At 70.6% G+C, this 20999-nt stretch carries 19 protein-coding genes and 1 pseudogene; 7 read left to right on the forward strand and 13 right to left on the reverse strand.

From position 1 onward, the window contains the following. The gene (locus ABTX62_RS07275) at positions 1–333 is read right to left on the reverse strand and encodes an Rv1322 family protein (protein WP_283972423.1); all 333 of its coding nucleotides are present in this window, start codon (positions 331–333) and stop codon (positions 1–3) included. A 256-nt stretch (positions 334–589) separates the two neighbouring features. Between ABTX62_RS07275 and ABTX62_RS07280 the strand changes: the two are divergent. Beyond that, positions 590–1588: pseudogene (locus tag ABTX62_RS07280) on the forward strand (IS200/IS605 family accessory protein TnpB-related protein); the annotation flags it as partial. 431 nt (positions 1589–2019) lie between these two features. Then, positions 2020–3048, forward strand: coding sequence for an LLM class flavin-dependent oxidoreductase (locus tag ABTX62_RS07285; protein ID WP_352115261.1), 1029 nt, complete (start codon positions 2020–2022; stop codon positions 3046–3048). A gap of 81 nt (positions 3049–3129) precedes the next feature. On the opposite strand, the gene ABTX62_RS07290 is transcribed toward ABTX62_RS07285, so the two are convergent. Then, positions 3130–3522, reverse strand: a complete 393-nt coding sequence (locus ABTX62_RS07290) for an SCO5389 family protein (protein WP_352115262.1) — start codon at positions 3520–3522, stop codon at positions 3130–3132. Between the two features lie 252 nt (positions 3523–3774). Here ABTX62_RS07290 and nucS point away from each other — a divergent pair, with 252 nt between their 5' ends. Beyond that, on the forward strand, positions 3775–4446 hold the full coding sequence (gene nucS, locus ABTX62_RS07295; protein WP_031140730.1) for an endonuclease NucS: 672 nt from the start codon (positions 3775–3777) through the stop codon (positions 4444–4446). 66 nt (positions 4447–4512) lie between these two features. On the opposite strand, the gene ABTX62_RS07300 is transcribed toward nucS, so the two are convergent. The 3 genes from ABTX62_RS07300 to ABTX62_RS07310 all read right to left on the reverse strand — a co-directional run bounded on the left by ABTX62_RS07300 (position 4513) and on the right by ABTX62_RS07310 (position 8610). Beyond that, complete coding sequence (locus ABTX62_RS07300) at positions 4513–7020, reverse strand: ATP-binding protein (protein ID WP_352115263.1); 2508 nt, start codon at positions 7018–7020, stop codon at positions 4513–4515. Between the two features lie 268 nt (positions 7021–7288). Further along, positions 7289–7612 (reverse strand): STAS domain-containing protein, encoded by a 324-nt coding sequence (locus ABTX62_RS07305; protein WP_352115264.1) that lies wholly within the window; start codon positions 7610–7612, stop codon positions 7289–7291. Positions 7613–7761: 149 nt separating this feature from the next. Continuing rightward, the gene (locus ABTX62_RS07310; RefSeq protein ID WP_352115265.1) at positions 7762–8610 is read right to left on the reverse strand and encodes a 3-hydroxyacyl-CoA dehydrogenase family protein; all 849 of its coding nucleotides are present in this window, start codon (positions 8608–8610) and stop codon (positions 7762–7764) included. 588 nt (positions 8611–9198) lie between these two features. On the opposite strand from ABTX62_RS07310, the gene ABTX62_RS07315 reads away from it, so the two are divergent. Beyond that, positions 9199–9771, forward strand: coding sequence for a cob(I)yrinic acid a,c-diamide adenosyltransferase (locus ABTX62_RS07315; RefSeq protein WP_062929101.1), 573 nt, complete (start codon positions 9199–9201; stop codon positions 9769–9771). Between the two features lie 69 nt (positions 9772–9840). On the opposite strand, the gene ABTX62_RS07320 is transcribed toward ABTX62_RS07315, so the two are convergent. Beyond that, positions 9841–10419: a hypothetical protein gene (locus ABTX62_RS07320; protein ID WP_352115266.1), complete on the reverse strand. Its 579-nt coding sequence runs from the start codon at positions 10417–10419 to the stop codon at positions 9841–9843. Positions 10420–10571: 152 nt separating this feature from the next. On the opposite strand from ABTX62_RS07320, the gene ABTX62_RS07325 reads away from it, so the two are divergent. From ABTX62_RS07325 to ABTX62_RS07335, 3 genes are all read left to right on the forward strand, one after another. Continuing rightward, positions 10572–11765 (forward strand): sensor histidine kinase, encoded by a 1194-nt coding sequence (locus ABTX62_RS07325; protein WP_352115267.1) that lies wholly within the window; start codon positions 10572–10574, stop codon positions 11763–11765. Further along, positions 11762–12403, forward strand: coding sequence for a response regulator (locus ABTX62_RS07330; RefSeq protein WP_352115268.1), 642 nt, complete (start codon positions 11762–11764; stop codon positions 12401–12403). Before ABTX62_RS07325 ends, ABTX62_RS07330 begins: the two co-directional genes overlap by 4 nt. A 123-nt stretch (positions 12404–12526) precedes the next feature. Then, the gene (locus tag ABTX62_RS07335) at positions 12527–14353 is read left to right on the forward strand and encodes a glycosyl hydrolase family 18 protein (protein WP_352115269.1); all 1827 of its coding nucleotides are present in this window, start codon (positions 12527–12529) and stop codon (positions 14351–14353) included. A 99-nt stretch (positions 14354–14452) separates the two neighbouring features. On the opposite strand, the gene ABTX62_RS07340 is transcribed toward ABTX62_RS07335, so the two are convergent. From ABTX62_RS07340 to ABTX62_RS07370, 7 genes are all read right to left on the reverse strand, one after another. After that, positions 14453–14899: a DUF2550 domain-containing protein gene (locus tag ABTX62_RS07340; protein WP_031140706.1), complete on the reverse strand. Its 447-nt coding sequence runs from the start codon at positions 14897–14899 to the stop codon at positions 14453–14455. Positions 14900–15029: 130 nt separating this feature from the next. Beyond that, positions 15030–15407 (reverse strand): F0F1 ATP synthase subunit epsilon, encoded by a 378-nt coding sequence (locus ABTX62_RS07345; RefSeq protein ID WP_033312984.1) that lies wholly within the window; start codon positions 15405–15407, stop codon positions 15030–15032. 112 nt (positions 15408–15519) lie between these two features. Then, positions 15520–16956, reverse strand: coding sequence for a F0F1 ATP synthase subunit beta (atpD, locus tag ABTX62_RS07350; RefSeq protein ID WP_352115270.1), 1437 nt, complete (start codon positions 16954–16956; stop codon positions 15520–15522). Beyond that, on the reverse strand, positions 16957–17874 hold the full coding sequence (locus tag ABTX62_RS07355; protein ID WP_352115271.1) for a F0F1 ATP synthase subunit gamma: 918 nt from the start codon (positions 17872–17874) through the stop codon (positions 16957–16959). Positions 17875–17894: 20 nt separating this feature from the next. Further along, positions 17895–19484: a F0F1 ATP synthase subunit alpha gene (gene atpA, locus ABTX62_RS07360; RefSeq protein WP_352115272.1), complete on the reverse strand. Its 1590-nt coding sequence runs from the start codon at positions 19482–19484 to the stop codon at positions 17895–17897. Positions 19485–19610: 126 nt separating this feature from the next. Further along, positions 19611–20426, reverse strand: coding sequence for a F0F1 ATP synthase subunit delta (locus ABTX62_RS07365; RefSeq protein ID WP_352115273.1), 816 nt, complete (start codon positions 20424–20426; stop codon positions 19611–19613). After that, the gene (locus ABTX62_RS07370; protein ID WP_352115274.1) at positions 20423–20965 is read right to left on the reverse strand and encodes a F0F1 ATP synthase subunit B; all 543 of its coding nucleotides are present in this window, start codon (positions 20963–20965) and stop codon (positions 20423–20425) included. Before ABTX62_RS07370 ends, ABTX62_RS07365 begins: the two co-directional genes overlap by 4 nt. Positions 20966–20999: the final 34 nt, after the last annotated feature.

Here is a 20999-nt window from a genome sequence, read left to right on the forward strand (position 1 = left end):
TCAGAACCTCGGCGCGTTACGGGACCGCCGCACCCCCGGGGTGCGGCGGTCCCGCGCGTTCCAGCAGGCCTTGTGCCAGTGCCGTCTGTCGTCGACGCCCGTGTGCTCCGACCAGGCCACCACGTGCGGCACCCCGTCCGGGATCATCTGGTCGCAGCCGGGACAACGGTACGTCTTGCCCTGCGCGCTCGCGCCGGCCACGTGCCGCACACTCCAGTTCTCGCCCTGCCAGTTCTCCGAGGACTGCCAGCCGCCGTAGCGGCCCGGGCGGTCGTCCTCGGCGCTCCGGCCGAACGAAGCGGCGTCCTTGGGTCGGTTGCGACGCGGGGACACGGGACACCTCTCGGGGCTATACAGGAAGCAGGGGCCGCGTCCAGCCTACGCGGATCCACGGGGTTGATACGGCTGCCGCTTGACCGAGCGTGAGCGTGTATGGGCACGTGTGAGTGAGTGCCGGTGCTGACGACGGGGCGCGCCGGCAGGTGCGGAGTTGGTTGAACGAGAGTTGGTATGTCGAACGCGTGACCTTTGCGGCCGGGGCTCGTTGGATGGGGTGACGGATCTTCGACATCGGGCCGGGGGTGGCGTGGTGGGCGGACTGCGGGAGGTGGCGCCGCCGTTTGTGGTGCCCGGCCCTTCGGGGGTGGCGGTCCGAGCCCGGCTGCGGGTGCCGGAGACGGACGCGGCGGTGCTGGCCGAGGTCGGTGTGTTCCTCGGTGGGCTTGCGTCCCGGGATCTCGCGGTGCGCTCGCGGCGGGGTCTGGCGCACGATGCCACCGCGTGGGCTGTTCGTAAGCGGGAGCTGACCGGGGGCTCGTCGGCGCGGTGGGCGGGCGGCATCACCAAGGCCACCCATGACCAGCGGGCCCTGGCCCGGCGCGGCCAGGTGGCGGAGACGGCGTGGCTGCGTGGGGAGATCACGCGGATCGAGGCCCGGCTGGCCCGCCCGCTGGGCGCCAAGGCGAACAAGCGCGAAGGATGGGTGCGCGAGTACGGCTCGCGGGCGGAGTGGCACGCCAAGGCCCGGCGTCTGCACACGCTGAAGGACCGGCTGACCACTGTGCAAGCCAACTGGGCGGCGGGCCGGGTGCGTGGGGTGCGCGGCGGCGAGCAGCTCGCTCGTCTGCGCCACCACCTGGACCAGGCCGGGCTGCGGGAGGCGGCCCGGCGGAGTCGGTGGGAGGCGGCGCGGATGTTCCTGGCCGCCGACGGGGAGTCCGGCAAACGCTTCAACGAAACCATCCGCATCACCGGCAGCGGGCAGGTCTCGATCAGGCTGCCGGCCGCCCTCGGCCATCCGGCCAACGCCCCGCACGGCCGCTACGTCCTCGACGCCGCCGTGGTGTTCCGGCACCGGGGCGAGGAATGGGCGGACCGGATCAGCGCGAACCGGGCGGTGGCCTACCGCATCCACCACGACCCGGTCCGCCTCGGCTGGTACGTCACCGCTTCCTGGCAGCGCGCGGCCGTCCCGGTCCTGCCGATGGATACGGCTCTGGCCGACGGGGTCGTGGCGGTGGACATGAACGACGGCCACCTCGCCGCCTGGCACCTCGACGTTCACGGCGACCCCGCGGGCGACCAGCGTGCCCGACACCGTGCGGAGCACGCGGCTGAGCATGAGCCCTGGCAACAGGGCTCACTCCCGCTCAGTCCTTAGTGGTCCTTTCACTATGCCCGTCCGGGTCGCGCGGCCTGGCACCGCACCTCGCCGCGTTGCCGAAACGCCCTAGTAGCTCCGCTACGAGGGCTTCCCGGCGCCTTGCGATGCACGGCACCAGACCACGTGCCCTGATCGGACGCTCATAGTGAAAGGACCCCTTAGGAACGGCGCGCGTAGGGCACCATCCCTCACGGACGGGGCGGGCTCCTGCGGCTGCCCTCCCCCGGACTCCGGGCGGAACGCCCCATTCTGCAGACAATCCGCAAAATGCTCCGCCCGGCCGTGTCCTCAGCAGGTGTCAGGCGGTTATGCCGTGCGGGGGAGCTCCGTGTCGGAGCCAAGGAAGCAGGAAAGCAATGCGCGTTGGAAGTTTCGTGTTGGCGGCCCAGTTCCCCGGTCAGGGCGAGGGGGAGGCGCTGCACCGGGCGGTCCGTTCGGCCGAGGTGGCCGAGGAGGCCGGGCTCGACACGGTCTGGCTGGCCGAGCACCACTTCGTGCCGTACGGCACCTGTCCGTCGGCCATCACCCTGGCCGCCCTGCTGCTGGGCCGCACTCGCCGCATCCGGGTCGGGACGGCGGTCAGCGTCCTGCCCACCGTCCACCCGGTGGCCCTCGGCGAACAGGCCGCGCTGCTGCACCACACGAGCGGCGGCCGTTTCACGCTGGGCGTCGGGCGCGGCGGCCCCTGGGTCGACCTGGAGGTGTTCGGGGCGGGTCTGGAGGCGTACGAGAAGGGGTTCCCGGAATCCCTGGAGCTTCTGGTGCGGTGGCTGCGCGATTCGTCCGTGACCGCCGACGGGGAGCGCTTCCGCTTCCGTGCGGTCCCGGTGGTGCCGCGGCCGTCGGAGGCCCTGACGGAAGGGCCGGGCCCCGAGCTCGTCGTCGCCTGCACCTCGCCGGCGAGCGTGCGTCTGGCCGCCGAGCGAGGTCTGTCGATGCTGCTCGGCATGCATGTGGGGGACGAGGAGAAGGCCGAGATGGTCGCGCTGTGGCGGCAGCACGCACGCGCGAGCGGACGCTCGGCGCAGGAGATCCACGGCGCGTCCCATGTGTCGGCCGGCGTCTGCCAGATCGCGGACCGGCGGGTCGACGCGGCGGAGACGCTGATGAAGGCCATGCCGGGCTGGCTGAAGCAGGGCCTGGAAGCGCATGTCACGGTCGACGGGCGCACGCGCCGCATGCGTGACCCGCTGGCATACACCGAACTGCTCTGCGGGCTGCACCCGGTGGGCACGCCGCGGCTGTGCGCGGACCGGCTGGCGGCGACCAGCGAGCGGACGGGCATCTCCCGCTTCGCGCTGCTCGTCGAGGGCTCCGGAGACCTGGCGGCGACCGAGGAGAACGTGCGGCGGCTGGGCGCCGAGGTGCTCCCCCAACTCGTCTGAGAGCGCCGTGGATTCCTGGGGGCTTGCCGCTCCGGTACAGAACTGCACCTCCCGCGTACGGAGCGGCAAGCAAGCGGTGCGTCAGCAGTCCCGGAACTCAGGCGACTGGTTCAGCACCTGACTGCGGACCGAGGTGAAACGACCCAGCTTCTCGTCGACCGAGGAGTCAAGCGGGAACACGGCTACCCGGTGGCAGTTCTGGAAGGCCAGACGCACACCGAAGTGCCGCTGCAGCGCGCCGCGTATCGCGTCACTCGCAAGCGCACGCAGCAGCTGGCCGCGTGCCTGCTCGTCCGGCGGAGGCGTCTGGTTGTCGGCGAACGCACCGCCGTCCACCTTCAGCTGGGCCACCAGGGAGCTGATCATCTCCCACGCATAGGGCAGGGAGGTCCGGACGCAGTCGACGAATTCCACTTCGTCGACCTCGCCTCGCTCGGCCTGTTCGAGTAGGGCCGGTGAGACGTCGAGCGACATGGGTTCTCCTCTCGCACCCCCAACGAGCAGGGGTTGCCTGACAGATAGGGGAGTTCGCGATACCGGACACGCTGCGTACACGCACCGCGACCTCCCGTTCCTACGGTAAGCAACGGACGGTGACGGCACCAGGAAAATGCGCAGATGAGACACTCCCGGTGAGCACACCATGCACACAATCGGCCATTACTGAACATGTGTTTTCCAGGGCGAATCGCGTGGACAGGTGCCCGTCGAGTAGCGTTGCCGACCATGCGTCTCGTCATTGCCCGCTGCTCCGTGGACTACGCCGGGCGGCTCACCGCCCACCTTCCCTCGGCCCCGCGCCTGATCCTGGTGAAGGCGGACGGCAGCGTCTCGATCCATGCCGACGACCGGGCCTACAAGCCCCTGAACTGGATGTCGCCGCCGTGCACCCTGAAGGAGGGCACCGGCGAGGAAGAAGGCGTCTGGACCGTCGTCAACAAGGCGGGTGAGAAGCTCATCATCACGATGGAGGAAGTCCTTCACGACTCCTCGCACGAACTGGGCGTCGATCCCGGCCTGATCAAGGACGGCGTGGAAGCACACCTCCAGGAGCTGCTCGCCGACCGCATCGAGACACTCGGCGAGGGTTACACGCTGATCCGCCGCGAGTATCCGACGGCCATCGGGCCGGTCGACATCCTGTGCCGGGACGCCGACGGCAAGACCGTCGCGGTGGAGATCAAGCGGCGCGGCGAGATCGACGGCGTGGAGCAGCTCACCCGCTATCTGGAGCTGCTGAACCGCGACCCCCATCTCGCCCCGGTGCGCGGCGTCTTCGCGGCCCAGGAGATCAAGCCCCAGGCGCGCGTTCTCGCGACGGACCGCGGCATCGGCTGCCAGGTCCTCGACTACAACGCGCTGCGGGGCATCGAGGACGACAAGCTGCGGCTGTTCTGACAGCCGTACGACGACGAGCAGGGCCGGGTCCGCGCAACGGACCCGGCCCTGCTGTCCGTACGGGTGTCAGATCACCGTCTCCGAGCCGCTCGGCGTCCCGGTGGCACTCTGCGACGCGCTCGCCGTGGTGCTCGTGGGAGCGCTCGGCGCCGGGCCGCTGGCCGAGTCGGAGGTGGACGGACTGGTCGTCGGCGGCTCCGAGGTGGGCGGCTCGGATGTGGGCGGCTGCGAGGTCGGCGGCTCGGACGTCGGAGGCGTGGACGTCGGCGGCTTCGACGTCGCGGGAGGCTTGGACGTCGCGGGCGGCTTCGATGTGGACGGCGGCTTCGAGGACGACGGCGACTTCGACGGTGACGCGGAGCCGCTCGGGTCCCGCGAACCACTCGGGGTGTCCGTCGGCGTCGGGTCGTCCGACGTGCCGGGTGTGCCGTCCGGGCCGGGGTCCGTCGGGCGGCTGGTCACCGCACCGGTGTCGCCACCGACGTCGTCGTTGGCCGCCGGATCGGCACCCAGGTTGCCGTCACCGACGTCCTGGCTGGCGGACGGGTTGACGCCCACCTGATCCGACGGCGGGTTCTGCTCGTTTCCGGAGGTGGCGCCGAGCGTCACCACCGTGCCCAGGACGGCGACGAGCAGGGCTCCGGCACCGGCGGACACGAGGTTGCGCCGGGCCAGGCCCTTGAGGCCGCCGTGGGCCGCCCGCGAGGGCGCGGGCGAGCTGCGGTGGGTGATCAGGGCCGGCGAGGCCGGCGGCTGGAGCGTGGGGAAGGCCGCCGGGACACCGCCGGGCGGGGACGCCGACTCCTCGCCGCGGGCGTCGGGCACCTCCTCCCCCGCGGTCGGGCCGAGCCCGAGCGGTGTGCCCGAGCGGTCGGCGACCAGGGCGAGGGCGCGGCGACCGGCGACGGTGCCGCGCTTGTCGGCGAGGGCGCCGCGCAGGCCGATGGAGGCCTCCAGTTCGGCGCGGGCCCGGTCGAGCTGCCCCCCGCACAGGGCGAGGACGCCGAGCTCGTGGTGGAAATAGGCCTCCTCGGCGACGTCCCCGGCGAGCCGGGCGGCCTCGGCACCGGCCCGCAGGACCCGCTCCCAGGCGCTCCAGTGCAGTCCGGCGGCGAACGCGGGGGCGGCGGTGCGGGCCAGGTGCACGGCCGCGCTCTCCTCGCCCTCGGCGGGTGGCCGGGTGGCCGGTGCGAGAACGGCCAGGGCGGCGAGGATCGCGTCGGCCTCGGCGCACACGCGTTCCGGGGTGACCGAGGGGTGCCCGGCCCACCAGGAGTAGTGCTGGGCGGCGCTGCGGGCGCCGGCCTCGGCCTCGTCGGCGTATCCGGCGGCCTCCAGCTGGGCGGGCACGCCCGCCGCGAGGCGGTAGCGGGAGCCGACCGGGGAGACCAGGCCGCAGGAGGCCAGTTCGCCGAGCGCGGCGTCCGCGTGGGTGTCACCGACCAGGGCGGGCAGATGCGCCTGGTGCGGGACCTCGCCGCCGAGGGCGACGGCGAACCGCAGCGTGGCGCGGGCGGAGGCGCTCAGCCGGGAGGCGAGCAGCGGCGCGGGCGCGGCGGCCTCGCCGAGCGCGGGCAGCGGCACGTCGTCGCCGAGGTCGTAGGTCTCGGCGGTGTCGGCCGGGGGCGCGTCCTCGAAGACACCGAACTCGTCGACGGCGCCGGTGCCGGCGCGCAGCCGGTCACGTTGCCGCAGCAGGGCGCCGGCCTGGACGAAGCGCAGCGGCAGGCCCTCGGACTCGAACCAGAGGTCGCCCGCCCAGTTGGACTCTTCCTCGGTGAGGGACCGGCCCACCGCGTGCTCCAGCAGGTCGAGCCCGGCCGCGCGCTCCAGCCCGCCGAGGAGGACCTCCTCGACGTCGGCACCCGCTGAGGGAGCGGGCACGTCCGGGGTGGCGCCGAGCAGGAAGGCGCACTCGGGGGTCGCCTCGAGCAGTTCGTCGAGCGCCGCACCGCCGAACTCCAGGTCGTCGACGACGACGACCGCGCCGATGTCCCGGACGTGGGTGAGCACGTCGTCCCGGTCCGGGCGGTGCAGCGGGGCGTTGTACACCGCGTGGAACAGGTCGTACAGCAGGTCGTCGGAGGTGCGGCCGAAGCCGTTCAGGCGGACGACGCCGTCGGGGGCGAGGTCGGAGCAGTCCTCGGCGACGAGGTCGAGCAGGCGGGTGCGGCCGGAGCCGGCCGGGCCGGTGAGTCGGGTGGAGCGGCCGCGGGCGAGCAGGCGCACCAGGCGCTCGCGTTCGTCCTGGCGGGCCAGCAACGGCAGGGCGGTACGCGCGGGGCCGGGCGGTACGGGCGGGCGGGCCGCGCGGTCGGCCTCGGCGCGCTCGGCCGCGGTCAGCTTCACGGGCCGCGCGGGCCGTTCGGCGGGCGGGCAGACCTCGATCTCGCTGCCGTCCACGGGGTTGACGGTCAGCAGGAAGTCGCCGGAGACGAGCTGCACGGTGCGGGCGAGCGCCGGCGCGTGCTGCGCGAAGTCGGGTGTGAGGGATTCCCTGGGAGGGCGCTGGCGCGGCACCGGGCCGTCACCGTCGTGGCCGTACTCCTCGGGTCCCCGGTTGTCAGGATCCATAGGTCAAAGCCCCCCAAAAGCGTGTGCGTGCTTGGAAAAGCCCCTCCCGGCCTTGCTGCACACCGCGCTGTCGCTTCTGGTCCGGTCCCGCTCGAAGGGTGTCAAGGCAGCGGGCAGCCGAACCCTAAACCTTCGCCCAGTATCTACGACAGTCCGGGGTACCGCGCCGTCCGTAACGTCACGGTCTCGTGAGCATTGTGCGCGTCGCGCGATGTGACGACATGCGTCCGGGTCTCCCCGGTCGCCCGGCTCACACCCGTAGGAGACGTCACACCCGGGGAAGTGACTCCGCCCCGATGCCTCCCTCGATCGCCAGGATCCGGTGCAGGCGGGTGGCCACCAGCAGGCGCTGCATCTGCGGCGGTACACCGCGCAGCACCAGACGCCGGCCGCAGCGGCCGGCCCGCCGGTGGGCCCCCATGATCACGCCCAGTCCGGTGGCGTCCCAGGAGTCCAGTTCGGACAGGTCCAGCACCAGGTCGCCGACTCCGTCGTCGACGGCCGAGTGCAGGACCGTACGGGCGTCCGCCGCGCTCCGGACGTCGAGGCGGCCCCCGACGACCAGCTCGGCGTGGTCGCCCCTGATGTGCATATGCGCTCCCCGTGCGTGCGAATCGTGCTCCGCGTTCTGATCTGGGTGATGCAACCTCTGACTGTGTGGAGGAGTCAGAGGTTGCTTCCTGTAAGCGAACCGATACCGAATTCACCCTGGCGTGTGATGCTGCCGGGGCATGTGCGGTTTCAGTGCTTGTAGAAGCCCTGCCCGCTCTTGCGTCCGATGTCACCGGCGTCAACCATCCGGCGCATCGCCTCGGGGGCCGCGAACTTCTCGTCCTGGGACTCGGTGTAGATGTTGTTCGTGGCGTGCAGCAGGATGTCGACGCCGGTCAGGTCCGCCGTCGCCAGCGGACCCATCGCGTGCCCGAAGCCCAGCTTGCAGGCCAGGTCGATGTCCTCGGCGCTGGCCACGCCCGACTCCTGCAGCTTCGCGGCCTCGACGACGAGGGCGCAGATGAGACGGGTCGTCACGAAGCCGGCGACGTCGCGGTTGACGACGATGCAGGTCTTGCCGACCGACTCGGCGAACTCCCGGGCCGTGGCGAGGGTTTCGTCGCTGGTCTTGTAACCGCGGACCAGTTCGCACAGCTGCATCATCGGCACCGGCGAGAAGAAGTGCGTGCCGACGACCCGCTCCGGACGCTCCGTCGCCGCCGCGATCTTGGTGATCGGGATGGCGGAGGTGTTGGAGGCCAGGATGGCCTCGTCCTTCACGATCTTGTCGAGCGCACGGAAGATCTCGTGCTTGACTTCCAGCTTCTCGAACACGGCCTCGACGACCACGTCCGCGTCGGCCGCGGCGTCCAGGTCGGTGGTCGCGGTGATGCGGGCCAGGGCGGCGTCGGCGTCGTGCGCCTCCAGCTTGCCCTTGGCGACGAACTTGTCGTACGACGCCTTGATACCGTCGGTGCCCCGCCTCAGCGCCTGGTCGGTGACGTCGCGCAGGACCACCTCCCAGCCCGCCTGCGCGGACACCTGGGCGATGCCGGATCCCATGAGGCCGGCTCCGATGACGGCGAGCTTCCGTGCCACTGTGCGACTCCCCTGACGCGCTGCTTTGTCTGCCTCTCGGGCGGACACTAGCGCTCGTGAGGTGGCATGCGGCTGACTTAGTAACGCGTTTCACGTCTCATGGAGTGAGACCCGTGTCACGTCCCGCAGGACGGACTCGGCGATCCTCCCGGCGGCCGAAGCCGAGGGGATCGCGACCTCAGCGGCCGGAACGCTAATTCCTTGCGGTTTGCGCTGGTTGGCGCTTCACGGACCGGCCGGCGCCGAGGTCTCCGCACCCTGCGACCCCTTCGCATGATGACTCGATACCGACTCGACCGCGCTCCGACGGGACCGCGGGTCCGGCGGTGCCGGTCTCCACCGGAAAGCCGACGTACCCGTGCTTGCCTCCGAGACCGAAGGACGAGGAGGTGAGCCCATGACGCGAACGTCTAGTGCCGCGGCAGGCAACGTTTGCCCGTCAAGGAGCGGCGTCCGGTGCGTGCTCTCGGCGTGCCGGGTGCAAGCCCTCGTACTGGGTGTACTTGGGCTTGCGCCCGGTGCGGCGAGAGTGCGTGCCGGGCGTCGCGACGGGGCGAACGTTGCCTGCTGCGGCACTAGATTGGCCACATGGTCAATCTGACGCGCATCTACACCAGGACCGGTGACCAGGGCACCACCGCCCTCGGCGACATGAGCCGGGTCGCCAAGACCGATCTGCGGATCTCCGCGTACGCCGACGCCAACGAGGCGAACGCGGTGATCGGCACGGCGATCGCGCTGGGCGGTCTGGACGAGGAGCTCGTCAAGGTCCTCACCCGCGTCCAGAACGACCTCTTCGACGTGGGGGCGGACCTGTCGACGCCGGTGGTGGAGAACCCTGAGTTCCCGCCCCTGCGGGTCGAGCAGTTCTACATCGACAAGCTGGAGGCGGACTGCGACCGCTTCAACGAACAGCTGGACAAGCTCCGCTCCTTCATCCTCCCCGGCGGCACCCCGGGCGCCGCCCTGCTCCACCAGGCCTGCACGGTCGTACGCCGGGCGGAACGCTCCACGTGGGCGGCGCTGGAGGTGCACGGCGAGGTGATGAACCCGCTGACGGCGACCTACCTCAACCGCCTCTCCGACCTGCTGTTCATCCTGGCCAGGACCGCGAACAAGGAGGCCGGAGACGTGCTGTGGGTGCCGGGCGGGGAGCGCTGAGGCGCCCCTGAGAGGGGCGCGGGGAACTGCGCGACCAGCCACGACGCTCGGGAAGCCGGGTTCCCGCCTTCAGCGGTCCACCCTCTGCTTCTCGATCGTCGCCCCGGGTTCGCCCTCCGGCGCCTTCCGCGGCCGGATCAGATAGCTCAGCGCGACCAGTCCGTGGATCCCGGCCGCACGCCAGGCCACCCAGCGCCAGCTCTCCAGCGAGGTGACGCGGCTCGGGTCGTCGACGTACCAGATGGCGAGCTGGAGCAGCACGGTCGCGACGACGGCCGCCGTGAGGGTGCCCAGCCACACCGTGCCCTCGTGACGCGCCCGGGCCATGCCGTAGCGGGGCGGGCCGATCGGTTTCGGGGCGCCGCCCAGCCGGTGGGCCGCGTGGCCGTCGAGCCACTTCACGGTGCGGTGGCCGTGCCCGACGGTGTAGCCGATGTACAGCGCGGCCAGGCCGTGCGTCCAGTTCGGATCCGCGCCGTTCTTCAGGTCCAGCGCGGTGGCCACCAGCAGGACGACCTCCAGCAGCGGCTCGCACAGCAGCAGCGCGAGGCCCGTGCGCGGCATGCGCAACAGGTAGCGGACGGACAGCCCGGCCGCCAGCAGCACCCAGAAGCCGATCTCACAGACGGCGATCAAGGCGACGATCACGGTTCGCTCCTCTCGGTCACCTCTTCAGGCTCCCGTGCGGAGCGCCCGGAATCGTCGTCGCGACTGACGAACCCGCAGTACATCGAAGGATGCAGCCGGGGACCCTCCGCAGGGATCACGCGCAGGGCACGACGGCCGTGTTGGATGGTGACATGGCCGTACGACTCCCCCGTCCCCGCCGTTTCGACGTCTACGTCGCGCTGGGCGGCCTGCTCGGCGGGCTGCTGCTGTGGGGCGTCGGCCTGGCCACCCGGCCGCACACCGAGGCGTACGTCATCCTGCCCGGGCGCTGGCCGCTTCTGCTGCCGCTCGTCGTCATGGCGGGCTGCGAGCTGCTGCGCCGGAGCGCTCCCCGCGCCGCTCTGCTGATCGGCACGCCCGCGATCGTCCTGGACACCGTCACCCAGGGCAACCTGGTCACGATCCTGATGTACACCGATCTGATGTACGCGGCCGTCCTGTACGGCCCGCCCGCGTCGGCCCACCGCATCCCGCGGATCACCGGGCTGCTCTCGGTGGCCGCGGCGGTGGTGCCGTTCGCGATCTGGCGCGAGCCCGAGGCGCTGCTGATCGGCGTGATCACCGGCCTCGTGTCCTTCGGCCCCGCCGCGACCGGCCTGATCGTGCGCAACCACCGCGACGCGGCCGAGGCGGCCCGGCTGCGCGCCGAACAGACCGCGCTGCTCGCCGAGGTGGACCGCACCCAGGCGGTCACCGCCGAACGTGCCCGGATGGCCCGCGAGTTGCACGACATGGTCGCCAACCACCTGTCCGCGATCGCCATCCACTCCACCGCCGCGCTGTCCCTCGACGACCCGAAGACCTCTCAGGAGGCGCTCGTGGTCATCCGCGAGAACAGCGTGGAGGGGCTCGCCGAGATGCGGCGGCTGATCGGCATCCTGCGCGACAGCAGCGGCGACGTGGAACCGTCCGCCGCTCCCACGCTCGACGGTCTCGGCGCGCTGGTGGAGGGCGCCCGCACCAACGGCCTCGACGTCACCCTCGACGCCGAACGGAGTGAGGTGCCCACACCCGTCGAGCTCGCCGCCTACCGCATCGTGCAGGAGTCGCTGACCAACGCGCTCAAGCACGCCGCCCCGGGCCGGGTCACCGTGTCCCTCGCCCGGCGGGACGGCTCCCTCGTCGTCAGCGTGACCAGCCCCTACGGGGACTGCGACGCCCCGCGCGCTCCCGGCTCCGGAGCCGGTCTGGTGGGCATGCGGGAGCGCGTCGCCCTGCTGGGCGGCAGCTTCGAGGCCGGTCCGGAGGACTCTCCCGACGGAAAGATCTGGGCCGTGCGCGCCACCCTCCCCGTCCACGACACCGTCGAAGGAGACATCGCATGATCCGCGTCCTCGTCGCCGAGGACCAGTCCGCCGTCCGCGCCGGGCTCGTCCTCATCCTGCGCAGCGCGCCCGACATCGAGGTGGTCGGCGAGGCGGCGGACGGCGAGCAGGCGGTGGCACTGGCCCGGGAGCTGCGGCCGGACCTGGTACTGATGGACGTTCAGATGCCGCGCCTGGACGGGGTGTCGGCGACCCGGCAGGTGGTCGCGGAGCGGCTCGCCGACGTGCTGGTGCTGACCACCTTCGACCTCGACGAGTACGTGTTCGGCGCGCTGCGCGCGGGCGCGTCCGGCTTCCTGCTGAAGAACTCCGAGGCGGCGGGCCTGCTGGAGGCGGTGCGGACGGTCGCGCGCGGGGAGGGGCTGATCGCCCCGGCGGTGACCCGGCGGCTGATCGCGGAGTTCGCGGCGAAGCCCGTGCGGGAGCCCGCGGCCGATGCGGCCGTGCTCGACCAGCTGACCCGGCGGGAGCGCGAGGTGCTGGCCCGTCTCGGCGAGGGCCTGTCCAACGCGGAGATCGCGGTGCGGCTCGACATGGCCGAGGCGACCGTGAAAACCCATGTCAGCAGACTGCTGGGGAAGCTGGGACTGCGCAGCCGGGTACAAGCCGCGGTGCTGGCTCAGGAGTTGGGAATCTGAGCCGGCTTCCACCGGGGTGGTCCAGACCTATTGACCGGTGGTCCAGACCTTTCTATTCTCACCGCACCATGAGTGGCGTGAGGCTCAGTCACGCCCCCCACAACTCCATCAAGGAGGCGCAGCATGCGCTTCAGACACAGAGCCGCGGCAGGGTTCGCGACCCTGTTGCTCCCGCTGGCCGGCCTCGTCGGCCTGGCGAGCCCGGCCCAGGCCGCGACGTCCGCCACCGCTTCCTACGCCAAGACCCAGGACTGGGGCTCCGGCTTCGAGGGCAAGTGGACGGTGAAGAACACCGGCACCACGACCCTCAGCTCCTGGACCGTCGAGTGGGACTTCCCCTCCGGCACCTCCGTCACCTCCGCCTGGGACGCCGACGTCACCTCCTCCGGCACCCACTGGACCGCGAAGAACAAGTCCTGGAACGGCACCCTCGCCCCCGGCGCCTCGATCTCCTTCGGTTTCAACGGCTCCGGCACCGGCTCCCCCGCGAACTGCAAGCTCAACGGCGGCGGTTGCGACGGCGGCACCACGGAACCCGGCGACAGCGCACCGAGCGCCCCCGGCACCCCCACCGCCTCGGACATCACCGACACCTCGGTGAAGCTGTCCTGGTCGGCCGCCACCGACGACAAGGGCGTCAAGAACTACGACGTCCTGCGCGACGGCTCCAAGGTCGCCACCGTGACGGGCACGTCGTACACCAACACCGGCCTCACCTCCGGCACCGACTACTCCTACTCCGTCCAGGCCCGTGACACCGCGGACCAGACCGGCCCGGTCAGCGGCTCCGTCCGCGTCCGCACCACCGGCGGCACCACCGAGCCCCCGCCCACCGGCGACAAGGTCAAGCTCGGCTACTTCACCGAGTGGGGCGTCTACGGCCGCAACTACCACGTCAAGAACCTGGTGACCTCGGGCACGGCGTCGAAGATCACCCACATCAACTACGCCTTCGGCAACGTCAAGAACGGCCAGTGCACCGTCGACGACACCTATGCCGCCTACGACAAGGCCTACACCGCCGACCAGTCCGTCAGCGGCACCGCCGACACCTGGGACCAGCCGCTGCGCGGCAACTTCAACCAGCTGCGCCAGCTGAAGGCGAAGTACCCGCACATCAAGGTGCTGTACTCCTTCGGCGGCTGGACCTACTCCGGCGGCTTCGGCCAGGCCGCGCAGAACGCGGCCGCGTTCGCCAAGTCCTGCAAGGCCGTCGTGGAGGACCCGCGCTGGGCCGACGTCTTCGACGGCATCGACATCGACTGGGAGTACCCGAACGCCTGCGGCCTGACCTGCGACACCTCGGGCCCGGCGGCCTTCAAGACCCTCTCGCAGGCCCTGCGTGCCGAGTTCGGCCCGAACTACCTGGTCACCGCGGCCATCACCGCCGACGGCTCCTCCGGCGGCAAGATCGACGCGGCCGACTACGGCGGTGCGGCCCAGTACCTCGACTGGTACAACGTGATGACGTACGACTACTTCGGCGCCTTCGACAAGGACGGCCCGACCGCCCCGCACTCCCCGCTCACGTCGTACCCGGGGATCCCGCAGGCGGGCTTCAACTCGGCCGACGCGATCGCCAAGCTGAAGGCGAAGGGCGTCCCGGCCAAGAAGCTGCTGCTCGGCATCGGCTTCTACGGCCGCGGCTGGACCGGTGTCACCCAGTCCGCCCCGGGCGGATCGGCGACCGGCGCGGCTCCGGGCACGTACGAGGCGGGCATCGAGGACTACAAGATCCTGAAGAACTCCTGCCCGGCCACCGGCACCATCGCCGGCACCGCCTACGCCCACTGCGGCAGCAACTGGTGGTCCTACGACACCCCGGCGACCATCGCGGGCAAGATGAGCTGGGCCAAGAACCAGGGCCTGGGCGGGGCGTTCTTCTGGGAGTTCAGTGGCGACACCGCCAACGGAGAGCTGGCGACCGCCATCGACCGCGGTCTGAAGTAGGCCGGATGACAGAGAAGTTCGAAGGGTCGTAGACCATGGGCGACCTTGACGCTCCCCCGAACTTCGTCCGGGGGAGCGTCACCCAGCGGGTGAACGTGGCTACGCCACGTTCACCCGCTGTCCGGGCGGGGCTGCCTCGAGCCACGCGAGGAACCCGGTCAGCGCGTCTTCGCTCATCGCGAGTTCGAGACGCGTGCCCCGGTGCAGACAGGCCAGGATCACATGGTCGGAGAGCAGCGCCAGCTCCTCCTCGCCCTCCGGCACCCGGCGGCCGGCCACCTCGATCGCGGAACGCTCCAGGACGCGACGCGGACGCGGCGAGTACGAGAAGACGCGGTACCACTCGACGCGGTCACCGTTGTAGCGGGCCACTCCGTACGCCCAGCCCTTGCCGCTCCGGTCGCCCTCCTCCGGGGTGTCCCAGCGCAGGCTGGCGTCGAAGGTGCCGCCCGAGCGCTGGATCAGCCGGCGGCGCAGGCCGAAGACGAACAGGCCCACCACCACGAGGGCCACCACGATTCCGCACACAGTCAGAGCGAGGACCATCGACACCGACCTCCTCGTCTCCTAGGTAACGGAACGTAAAAATCACCCACATCCGCCTCAGCCGCGGCTGGGTCCGGATCTCTCCGGTACCCAGCCGCGGCTGAGTGACGTCATCACACGGCGGACTGTGTCAGCGCGCCGCCGTCGCGGCCCGCAGACGGACGTCCGCGCGGCGCTGGGCCTCCGCGTCGTCCTCCGCCTTCGCGCGCTCGAGCTCCTGCTCGGCGCGCTGGACATCGATCTCGTCCGACAGCTCGGCGACTTCCGCCAGCAGCGAGAGCTTGTCGTCCGCGAACGAGATGAATCCGCCGTGCACGGCGGCGACGACCGTCCCGCCCTCACTCGTACGGATGGTCACCGGGCCCGACTCCAGCACACCGAGCAGCGGCTGGTGACCGGGCATGACGCCGATGTCGCCGGACGTGGTGCGCGCGACGACCAGGGTGGCCTGGCCGGACCAGACCTCACGGTCGGCCGCGACCAGCGCGACGTGCAGCTCAGCAGCCAAGGGTGGCTCCTCGGGTCACCACCCGGCGGGAGTGCCGGGTGTTGGTTACAAGTCTAGTAGGCGTGAATGAGGGGGCGGGACGAACCCCGCCCCCTCATGACGAGCGCGAGGCTCAGGAGACGCCGAGCTCCTTCGCGTTCTTCTTCAGGTCCTCGAGACCACCGCACATGAAGAACGCCTGCTCCGGGAAGTGGTCGTACTCGCCGTCGCAGATCGCGTTGAACGCGGCGATCGACTCGTCCAGCGGCACGTCCGAACCGTCCACGCCGGTGAACTGCTTGGCGGCGTGGGTGTTCTGGGACAGGAAGCGCTCCACGCGACGGGCACGGTGGACGACGAGCTTGTCCTCCTCGCCGAGCTCGTCGATACCGAGGATCGCGATGATGTCCTGCAGGTCCTTGTACTTCTGCAGGATGTTCTTCACGCGCATCGCGGCGTTGTAGTGGTCCGCCGAGATGTACCGCGGGTCGAGGATGCGGGACGTCGAGTCCAGCGGGTCCACGGCCGGGTAGATGCCCTTCTCGGAGATCGGACGGGACAGCACCGTCGTGGCGTCGAGGTGGGCGAAGGTGGTGGCCGGGGCCGGGTCGGTCAGGTCGTCCGCGGGGACGTAGATCGCCTGCATCGAGGTGATCGAGTGGCCACGGGTCGAGGTGATGCGCTCCTGGAGGGTGCCCATCTCGTCGGCCAGGTTCGGCTGGTAGCCCACCGCGGAGGGCATACGGCCGAGCAGGGTCGACACCTCGGAACCGGCCTGGGTGAAGCGGAAGATGTTGTCGATGAAGAACAGCACGTCCTGCTTCTGGACGTCGCGGAAGTACTCCGCCATCGTCAGGCCGGCCAGGGCCACGCGCAGACGGGTGCCCGGGGGCTCGTCCATCTGGCCGAAGACCAGGGCGGTCTTGTCCAGAACGCCGGACTCTTCCATCTCCGCGATGAGGTCGTTGCCCTCACGGGTGCGCTCGCCGACACCCGCGAAGACGGAGACGCCCTCGTGGAGGTTGGCGACACGCATGATCATTTCCTGGATCAGCACGGTCTTGCCGACACCGGCACCACCGAACAGACCGATCTTGCCGCCCTTGACGTACGGGGTGAGCAGGTCGACGACCTTCAGGCCCGTCTCGAACATCTCGGTCTTCGACTCGAGCTGGTCGAACGCGGGGGCCTTGCGGTGGATGGACCAGCGCTCGCCCTCGTGGACCTCGTCGCTGTTCAGCACCTCACCGAGGGTGTTGAACACCTTGCCCTTGGTGAAGTCGCCGACCGGGACGGTGATGCCCGCACCGGTGTCGGTCACCGGGGCCTGGCGGACCAGACCGTCGGTGGGCTGCATGGAGATGGCGCGGACCAGGCCGTCACCCAGGTGCTGGGCGACCTCCAGGGTCAGCGTCTTCTTCTCGCCCGCCAGCGCCGGGTCCGCGACCTCGACGTGCAGGGCGTTGTAGATCTCCGGCATCGCGTCGACGGGGAACTCCACGTCGACGACCGGGCCGATGACCCGCGCGACGCGGCCCGTCGCCGTGGCCGTCTCAACAGTGGTGGTCATTTATCGGTCACTCCCCGCGGTCGCGTCGGCCAGGGCACTCGCGCCACCGACGATCTCGCTGATTTCCTGGGTGATTTCGGCCTGGCGGGCCTGGTTGGCAAGCCGGGTGAGCGTCTCGATGAGCTCTCCGGCGTTGTCGGTGGCCGACTTCATCGCGCGCCGCGTGGCGGCGTGCTTGGAGGCGGCCGACTGGAGCAGCGCGTTGTAGATGCGGCTCTCGACGTAGCGCGGCAGCAGGGCGTCGAGGACGTCCTCCGCCGACGGCTCGAAGTCGAACAGCGGGAGGATCTCGCCCTTGGGCGCCGCCTCCGCCGCGACCTCGTCGAGGCTGAGCGGCAGCAGCCGCGCCTCGATCGCCGTCTGCGTCATCATCGACACGAACTCGGTGTAGACGATGTGGAGCTCGTCCACGCCGCCCTCCGCCGTCTCCGTCTCGATGGCCTCGATCAGCGGTGCCGCGACCTTCTTGGCGTCCGCGTACGACGGCTCGTCGGTGAAGCCCGTGAACGTCTCCGCGATCTTGCGCTCGCGGAAGTTGTAGTGGGCGACACCGCGGCGGCCGACGATGTAACTGACGACCTCCTTGCCCTCGGCCTCCAGCTTCGCCGTGAGCCGCTCCGCGGCCTTGATGGCGTTGGAGTTGAAGGCGCCGGCCAGACCACGGTCGCTCGTGAGGAGCAGGACCGCGGCACGGGTCGGGTTCTCCGCCTCCGTCGTCAGCGGGTGCTTGGTGTTAGAGCCGGTGGCGACCGCCGTGACCGCGCGGGTGAGCTCGGTCGCGTACGGGGTGGAGGCCGCCACCTTGCGCTGCGCCTTGACGACGCGCGAGGCGGCGATCATCTCCATCGCCTTGGTGATCTTCTTGGTCGCGGTGACGGATCGGATGCGACGCTTGTAGACCCGGAGCTGGGCTCCCATGAGTCAGGTCCCTTCCGTCGTCACTTGCCGGCAGCCGGGGCGTCCTCGCCGAGCAGCTTGCCGTCGGAGGTCTCGAACTGCTTCTTGAACTCGACGATGGCCTCGGCGACGGCCTGAAGGGTGTCGTCGGACATCTTGCCGCCCTCGCGGATGGAGGTCATCAGACCCTGCTCCTTGCGGTGCAGGTAGTCCAGCAGCTCCTTCTCGAAGCGGCGGATGTCGGCGACGGGGACGTCGTCCATCTTGCCGGTGGTGCCGGCCCAGACGGAGACGACCTGGTCCTCGGTGGCCATCGGCTGGTACTGCGGCTGCTTCAGCAGCTCGACCATGCGCTGACCACGCTCCAGCTGCGCCTTGGACGCGGCGTCCAGGTCGGAACCGAAGGCGGCGAACGCCTCCAGCTCACGGAACTGGGCGAGGTCCACGCGCAGACGGCCGGAGACCTGCTTCATCGCCTTGTGCTGCGCGGAACCACCGACTCGGGAGACGGAGATACCGACGTTCAGCGCGGGGCGCTGACCGGCGTTGAACAGGTCCGACTCCAGGAAGCACTGGCCGTCGGTGATGGAGATGACGTTGGTCGGGATGAACGCCGAGACGTCGTTGGCCTTGGTCTCGACGATCGGCAGACCGGTCATCGAGCCGGCGCCCATCTCGTCGGAGAGCTTCGCGCAGCGCTCCAGCAGGCGGGAGTGCAGGTAGAAGACGTCACCCGGGTAGGCCTCACGGCCCGGCGGGCGGCGCAGCAGCAGCGACACCGCGCGGTAGGCGTCGGCCTGCTTCGACAGGTCGTCGAAGATGATCAGGACGTGCTTGCCCTGGTACATCCAGTGCTGGCCGATGGCCGAACCGGTGTACGGCGCCAGGTACTTGAAGCCGGCCGGGTCGGACGCCGGGGCGGCGACGATGGTCGTGTACTCCAGCGCGCCGGCCTCCTCCAGAGCGCCGCGCACACCGGCGATGGTGGAGCCCTTCTGGCCGATGGCGACGTAGATGCAGCGGACCTGCTTGTTCGGGTCGCCCGTGCGCCAGTTGTCGCGCTGGTTGATGATCGTGTCGACGGCCAGGGCGGTCTTGCCGGTCTGGCGGTCACCGATGATCAGCTGACGCTGACCACGGCCGATCGGGGTCATCGCGTCGACGGCCTTGTAGCCCGTCTCCATCGGCTCGTGCACCGACTTGCGGACCATGACGCCCGGGGCCTGCAGCTCCAGGGCGCGACGGTCTTCGGTCTCGATCTCGCCGAGACCGTCGATCGGGTTGCCGAGGGGGTCGACCACGCGGCCGAGGTAACCCTCGCCCACCGCGACGGAGAGAACCTCACCGGTGCGGGAGACCGGCTGACCCTCCTCGATGCCGCTGAACTCGCCGAGGACGACGCAGCCGATCTCGCGCTCCTCGAGGTTGAGGGCGAGACCGAGGCTGCCGTCCTCGAACTTCAGCAGCTCGTTGGCCATGACCGAGGGCAGCCCCTCGACCTTCGCGATACCGTCGCCGGCGAAGGTGACCGTACCGACCTCCTCGCGCGAGGCCGCGTCCGGCTTGTACGCCTGGACGAAGTTCTCCAGCGCGTCCCGGATCTCCTCCGGCCGGATCGTGAGCTCCGCCATCTGGGTTCCCTGCTCTCCTTGTTGGGCCCGAAGTTTCACTTTGGGGGTCTGGGGGCGACCCCCAGGATTCTTCTGCACGGCCCAACCAGGGCCGTCGTAAGTACGTTGTGCCTATTGAGTTGCTGCTCAGCCGGCGAGCCGGCGGCCGGCGTCCTCGATGCGGTCCGCGAGGGAGCCGTTGATCACCTCGTCGCCGACCTGCACCCGCATTCCGCCGAGGACCTCGGGGTCCACGTCCAGGTTGAGGTGCATCGTGCGGCCGTAGAGCTTCGCGAGGGCGGCGCCCAGGCGCTGCTTCTGCGGGTCGCTCAGCGGTACCGCCGAGGTGACGATGGCCACCATGCGGTCCCGGCGATCGGCGGCGAGCTTGGACAGGGACTCGAGTCCCGACTCCAGGCTACGTCCCCGCGGCGCGGTCACAAGGCGCGTGACCAGACGCTCGGTGGCCGGCTGCGCCCTGCCGCCGAGCAGGCTGCGCAGCAGCTCGCCCTTGGCCGAGGTGGTGGCCTTGCGGTCGGTCAGCGCGGCCCGCAGCTCGGTGCTGCCGGAGACGATCCGGCCGAACCGGAACAGCTCGTCCTCGACGTCGTCGAGCTTGCCGGCCTGCTGCGCGGCGGTGAGGTCGGCGGTGTCGGCCAGCTGCTCCAGCGCGTCCACCAGGTCGCGCGACTGCGACCAGCGGGAGCGCACCATGCCCGCCACCAGGTCGGCGGCCGGACCGCTGACCTGGGTGCCGAGCAGACGCCGGGCCAGTTCGGCCTTGGCCTCTCCGGCCTGCGCCGGGTCGGTGAGGACCCGACGCAGCGACACCTCGCGGTGGAGCAGCGCGGTGACGGCGGCCAGCTCGTCGGCGAGCGAGCCCGCGTTCACGGACGTCGAGTCCGTCAGCGCGTCGAGACGCTCGCGTGCGGCTGCCAGGGCCTCGCGGCTCGCTCCGTTCATCGTCCGGCCTCGGCCTTCTCCTCGAGCTCGTCGAGGAACCGGTCGATGACACGGCTCTGTCGGGCGTGGTCCTCGAGGGACTCGCCGACGAGCTTGCCGGCCAGGTCGGTGGCGAGCTTGCCGACGTCCTGGCGCAGCGCGGAGGAAGCGGCCTTGCGGTCGGCCTCGATCTGGGCGTGACCGGCGGCGACGATCTCCTCGCGCTGCCGCTGGCCCTCGGCCCGCATCTCGGCGATGAGCGTGGCGCCCTGCTCCTGCGCCTCCTGGCGCAGACGCGCGGCCTCGTGCCGGGCCTCGGCGAGCTGTGCCTTGTACTGCTCAAGGACGCTCTGGGCCTCGGTCTGAGCGGCTTCGGCCTTCTCGATACCGCCCTCGATGGCCTCACGCCGCTCTTCCAGAACCTTGTTGATGTTCGGGAGGAGCTTCTTGGCGAGGAAGCCGAAGACGATGACGAAGGCGAGCAAGCCGATGACAAGCTCAGGGATCGGCGGGATGAGGGGGTTCTCTCCCTCACTCGCCGCGATGAGCAGCTGGCTCATGTGAGTGCCTTTCGTCTAGTCGGCTGGACTGGTG

Origin of the sequence: Streptomyces sp. NPDC096046, assembly GCF_040303285.1 — a bacterium.
In the GTDB taxonomy this organism is placed as follows: domain Bacteria; phylum Actinomycetota; class Actinomycetes; order Streptomycetales; family Streptomycetaceae; genus Streptomyces.